Below are 4,763 nucleotides of genomic sequence, written 5' to 3' on the forward strand. Positions count from 1 at the left end.
CAATCGCCGAATTACAGGCAGAAATTGAAGAATATTTGGTGTATTACAACCAAAAACGAATTAAACCCGACTTAAAAGGATTGAGCCCGGCACAATACCGAGCTCAATATTTACGTGAATAACCTGTCCAACTTTTGGGGGCAGATCAGCGGTCGGTTTTCGACAAAATTTTGCAAAAACCGACCGTTTGTTATTTAAGCGATATTTAGCTGAGTAAACCGGCTTGATGGGCAATAAACAGCAACGTAAATCCGGAAAGATAAATCAAACCGGCGATAGAAAGCCATAACAATCCGCCTTGTACACGATGTTCGCCTTTTAATACCAAAGAAAGATTTAGCCACGCAAATACCGGGGTCGACACGAATGAACAGATCATTGCAAAATTCAACATCGTAGCGACATCTCTCATAAACAAGGTAATAATCATAATGCCGATTGCCGAAGTTACCGTCATCCAAATATTTAATTGAAGCTGCGAACTCTCTTTTTTATTTAATAAAAGACGTAACGCTTCACTGTTTGCACGGGAATAACCGTCAATAACCGTAATCGTTGTACCGAACATACACATAAAAGCAATAAATGCGATCAATAAGCGCGACCAATCACCAATAGCATACGCATACATTTTAATGAGTTGTGCGATATATTTTACACCGGCTTGTTCAACCACTTCACCTGAACCATATTGTACAATCGCGCCCAATGCAAGAAAGACGATGGCTAAAATCGCAGTACCGATAAAACCGACATTAAAATCAAACAAACCATCTTGATAACTAATTTTAGCAAAACGCTTTTTCGCCACAACCCACATTGAGTTAATCGCCGAAATCTCGATTGGAGCTGGCATCCAGCCCATCAACGCAACAATAAATGCGAGAGAAGCAAGATTCCACGGAGAAGGTTCGACAAATTCCGGTGTCATTGCACTGCCTTTCAGTGCCGCAATAATAACTGCAGTCACGGTAGAAATCGTCAGAGCGATCATAATCCATTTAGACAATTGATCTAAGAAACGATATTTACCGAGCAATAAAATTCCCCAAGTTACCGCAATCACAATGGTACTTAATTGCGGGATGCTTAATGCCCATGATTTCGGTAAAATAAAGCTGAGAATGGCTGCCGTAACAATCCCGACACCGGCAGTATTAATCATTGCGGCAAATACATTAAGGATAAAGAAAATCCATAAATAAAGACCGCCCTTTTCTTTGTAGCCTTCTAATAACGTTTTGTTTGAAGCTAAGGTATACTGTACACCGAAACGGAAAAAAGGATATTTGAATAAATTGGCTAGAATAATAATCAGCGCCAATTGCCAACCGTAAATCGCCCCCGCTTGAGTGGAAGCAATAATATGAGAACCGCCAACCGCAGCGGATGCCATTAAGATCCCTGGTCCCATCGCGGCAAACTTAGAACGCCAAGTAGAAACTGGTTCATTTTGTTGTTGAGTCATAAACTGTCCTGAAGCAAAAAATAAAAAAACAAGGGTAGAAATTTTAGCGAGAAAGCCCTATTTATTACAATAAACTATGAATTTCCCCATTAAAACAGATCAAATACAGTATAAAATACTTAAAATTACAGATAAAAAACCAAAATAAGTCATATGAATAAAATTATTTACTGTTTCGCTATATTATTTCTTTACTTTTCACTATCAAAAAATATAGTTGCGCAATCAATTGAACAAAATATAATCTGCAAAGTAGTTGGAATCAGTGATGGAGATACCTTCACTTGCTTGCAACAACGTAAACCAATTAAGGTCCGATTACAGCATATTGATGCTCCCGAACTACACCAAGCCTATGGAAACCGAGCGAAACAGGCGCTTGCAACATTAATATTTAAAAAAACAATCCGCCTGCAAATTGACGGTTACGATAAATATCAACGTATGTTGGCGGTGGCTTATAATGAAAAAAATCAGGAGATTAATTTAAAATTAGTGGAACAAGGCATGGCTTGGGCGTATCATCAATCCCAGCCTATTTACCAACAGGTACAAACTCAAGCACAAAAGCGAAAAATAGGATTATGGCAGGATAAAAATCCGATTAATCCAGCCGAATGGCGGGCAAAGACGTCCTCCAGTAATTTGCCAAAAACAACGCCAAACAGACCGCTTGTTTCTTCGCTGAATTGCCAAACCCAATTAACTTGCCGACAGATTAAGGACTACGACTCTGCAGTAAAATATTTCCGCCAATGCGGTTGGAAAGAATTAGACGGCAACAAGGATGGAATCCCTTGCAATAAACTTTACCGTAAGGCTCAACAACCATGATCGACAATCTATTTCGCGAGCATTTCCCTTTTTTTCGTAATGAGAGAGAGTGGATTTATTTAGATTCTGCCGCCACCACGCTAAAACCCAATGCGTTGCTGAATGCTACGCGTGATTTTTATTGTTCCGCAGGTTCCGTACATCGTAGTCAATATGATTTGGCTCAAACGGAAAACTATGAATTGGCTCGTGATTTAGTCACCCATCGCTTTAATGTAAAAAGCCGGGAAGCAGTGATTTGGACAAGCGGTACCACTCATTCGCTCAATTTGGTCGCAAACGGGCTGGCTCATCAAATGGAAAACGGCGATGAAATCGTCATTTCAATTGCCGAACATCATGCCAATTTTATTCCGTGGCAACAACTGGCGAAACGCTGTCAAGCCAAGCTGATTACATTAGCGGTTGATGACCATTACAAAATAGACCCTGACGAGTTAAAAAAATCGCTGTCGGCAAAGACAAAAATTGTTGCGCTCAATTTAGTCTCTAACGTTACCGGCATTCGCCAACCGGTTGAAACATTGATTCCGATTATTCGTCAACATTCTTCTGCCAAAATTGTATTGGATATCGCCCAAGCGGTGTGTAGCGAAAAAGTCGATGTACAAAAATTAGATGCGGATTATTATGCATTTTCCGCACATAAAATGTACGGACCGACCGGAGTCGGGGTATTAACCGGTAAACCGGAAAGCTTAGAACAACTTTCTCCGCTCTTTTTCGGCGGAAAAATGTTACAGGATGTGACGATAACGTCATTGAGTTTGGCACAATTACCTTATCGTTTAGAAGCCGGCACACCGAATATTGCCGGCATTATCGGTTTCGGTAAAGTGTTAGAATGGTTGGAGTCTTGGGATTTCGATTTGCTAAACCGAGGCCTGTATCAGCTTGCGGATATCGCTCACAAGCGGTTAAAAGAAGAGAAAAATTTGCAAATTATCGGTTCGGGCGAAACCACGCCCACCATCAGTTTTATGTTGAAACATCAACATCATGCCGATGTGGCAGCAATTTTGACTGAACAACATATTGCGATACGTGCCGGCGAACACTGTGCCAAACCGTACATACGCTATTTAAGCCATTCGGGAACAGTGCGAATTTCACTTGCACATTATAACAATCGACAAGATTTAGCATATTTCTTCAAAGCATTAGGTGTAGCTCAAGAGATTTTGGGCGATTGAGATCAAAAAAGTACAAATTTCTCACATTTTTTGCTAGAACGAAAAGGTGTAATAAGGTAATCTGCGCGACGTTTTCGATTTATTTTAAAATTTAAATTATATAGGTAATTATTATGGTAAAAAAAGTTGCTGTACTCACCAGCGGTGGTGATGCGCCGGGTATGAATGCCGCGATTCGCGGCGTGGTTCGGGCTGCATTAAGTGAAGGATTAGAAGTATACGGTATCCAAGACGGTTATTATGGTCTATATCATGACAAAGTTATTCGACTCGAACGTCGTTCGGTATCTGAAACAATTAACCGTGGCGGTACGTTTTTAGGTTCTGCCCGCTTCCCGGAATTCAGAGATCCGGAAGTGCGAGCCAAAAGTGTGGAAACCCTCAAAAAATATGATATTGATGCATTAGTTGTCATCGGCGGTGACGGTTCGTACATGGGGGCAAAATTGCTCACTGAAGAACACGGTATTGCGTGTATCGGCTTGCCGGGGACAATCGATAACGACGTTGCCGGTACCGATTATACTATCGGTTACCAAACCGCATTAGAAACGGCATTAGAAGCCATCGACCGTTTACGTGATACGTCAACCTCACATCAACGTATTTCAATTGTGGAAATCATGGGTCGCCACTGTGGCGATTTAACTATTAGCGCCGCACTCGCCGGCGGTTGCGAATACATCATCGTGCCGGAAAAAGGCTTAGATAAAGAATCATTAATGCGTAATATCGGTGAAGGTTTTGCAAAAGGTAAACGTCATGCAATTATTGCGATCACGGAATTAATGACTAACGTTCACGAATTAGCAAAAGAAATTGAAGAGCGTTTTGGTCACGAAACCCGTGCAACCGTATTAGGTCACACCCAACGCGGTGGTGCGCCATGTGCTTTCGACCGTATTTTAGCGTCCCGTATGGGCGTTTATGCGGTGGAATTATTGCTACAAGGTTATAAAGGTCGTTGTGTTGGTATTCAGAATGAAAAACTGGTTCACCACGATATCATCGAAGCAATCAACACAATGCGCCGTCCGTTCAAAAAAGACATTTTTGATACGGCAAGAAAATTATTCTAGTTTGATATTTCGCCCGATTCTCCTCTACAAACGGGGAGAATTTCGGAATACATGATCTGCCCCCCAAAAGTTGGACAGGTTATTCACGTAAATATTGAGCTCGGTATTGTGCCGGGCTCAATCCTTTTAAGTCGGGTTTAATTCGTTTTTGGTTGTAATACACCAAATATTCTTCAATTTCTGCCTGTA

General features: G+C 41.2%; 6 protein-coding genes. 4 read left to right on the forward strand and 2 right to left on the reverse strand.

The window, feature by feature from the left end; genetic code table 11:
- Window positions 1-2: 2 nt before the first annotated feature.
- A complete protein-coding gene (locus ACEYJ7_RS08860; RefSeq protein WP_373778728.1) occupies window positions 3-122 on the forward strand; it encodes an IS3 family transposase in 120 nt (39 codons plus the stop codon).
- Between the two features lie 83 nt (window positions 123-205).
- On the opposite strand, the gene ACEYJ7_RS08865 is transcribed toward ACEYJ7_RS08860, so the two are convergent.
- Window positions 206-1,468 (reverse strand): NRAMP family divalent metal transporter, encoded by a 1,263-nt coding sequence (locus ACEYJ7_RS08865; RefSeq protein ID WP_373778723.1) that lies wholly within the window; start codon window positions 1,466-1,468, stop codon window positions 206-208.
- Between the two features lie 153 nt (window positions 1,469-1,621).
- On the opposite strand from ACEYJ7_RS08865, the gene ACEYJ7_RS08870 reads away from it, so the two are divergent.
- From ACEYJ7_RS08870 to pfkA, 3 genes are all read left to right on the forward strand, one after another.
- Window positions 1,622-2,302 (forward strand): thermonuclease family protein, encoded by a 681-nt coding sequence (locus tag ACEYJ7_RS08870; RefSeq protein WP_373778725.1) that lies wholly within the window; start codon window positions 1,622-1,624, stop codon window positions 2,300-2,302.
- Complete coding sequence (locus ACEYJ7_RS08875) at window positions 2,299-3,495, forward strand: aminotransferase class V-fold PLP-dependent enzyme (protein WP_373778726.1); 1,197 nt, start codon at window positions 2,299-2,301, stop codon at window positions 3,493-3,495. The genes ACEYJ7_RS08870 and ACEYJ7_RS08875 overlap by 4 nt, the downstream gene beginning before the upstream one ends.
- A gap of 113 nt (window positions 3,496-3,608) precedes the next feature.
- Window positions 3,609-4,574 (forward strand): 6-phosphofructokinase, encoded by a 966-nt coding sequence (gene pfkA / locus ACEYJ7_RS08880; protein WP_373778727.1) that lies wholly within the window; start codon window positions 3,609-3,611, stop codon window positions 4,572-4,574.
- Between the two features lie 79 nt (window positions 4,575-4,653).
- Here the strand turns inward: pfkA and ACEYJ7_RS08885 are convergent.
- Window positions 4,654-4,763: IS3 family transposase (locus ACEYJ7_RS08885; protein ID WP_373777694.1), on the reverse strand; the 110-nt coding region annotated here is incomplete at its 5' end.

This window comes from Glaesserella sp. (assembly GCF_041814905.1).
Taxonomy (GTDB): Bacteria; Pseudomonadota; Gammaproteobacteria; order Enterobacterales; family Pasteurellaceae; genus Glaesserella.

What these genes read in the sequence shown, in the direction of transcription:
- ACEYJ7_RS08865 (WP_373778723.1), bottom strand. Translation starts at nt 1,468, where the DNA reads ATGACTCAACAACAAAATGAACCAGTTTCTACTTGGCGTTCTAAGTTT.
- ACEYJ7_RS08870 (WP_373778725.1), top strand. Translation starts at nt 1,622, where the DNA reads ATGAATAAAATTATTTACTGTTTCGCTATATTATTTCTTTACTTTTCA.
- ACEYJ7_RS08875 (WP_373778726.1), top strand. Translation starts at nt 2,299, where the DNA reads ATGATCGACAATCTATTTCGCGAGCATTTCCCTTTTTTTCGTAATGAG.
- pfkA (WP_373778727.1), top strand. Translation starts at nt 3,609, where the DNA reads ATGGTAAAAAAAGTTGCTGTACTCACCAGCGGTGGTGATGCGCCGGGT.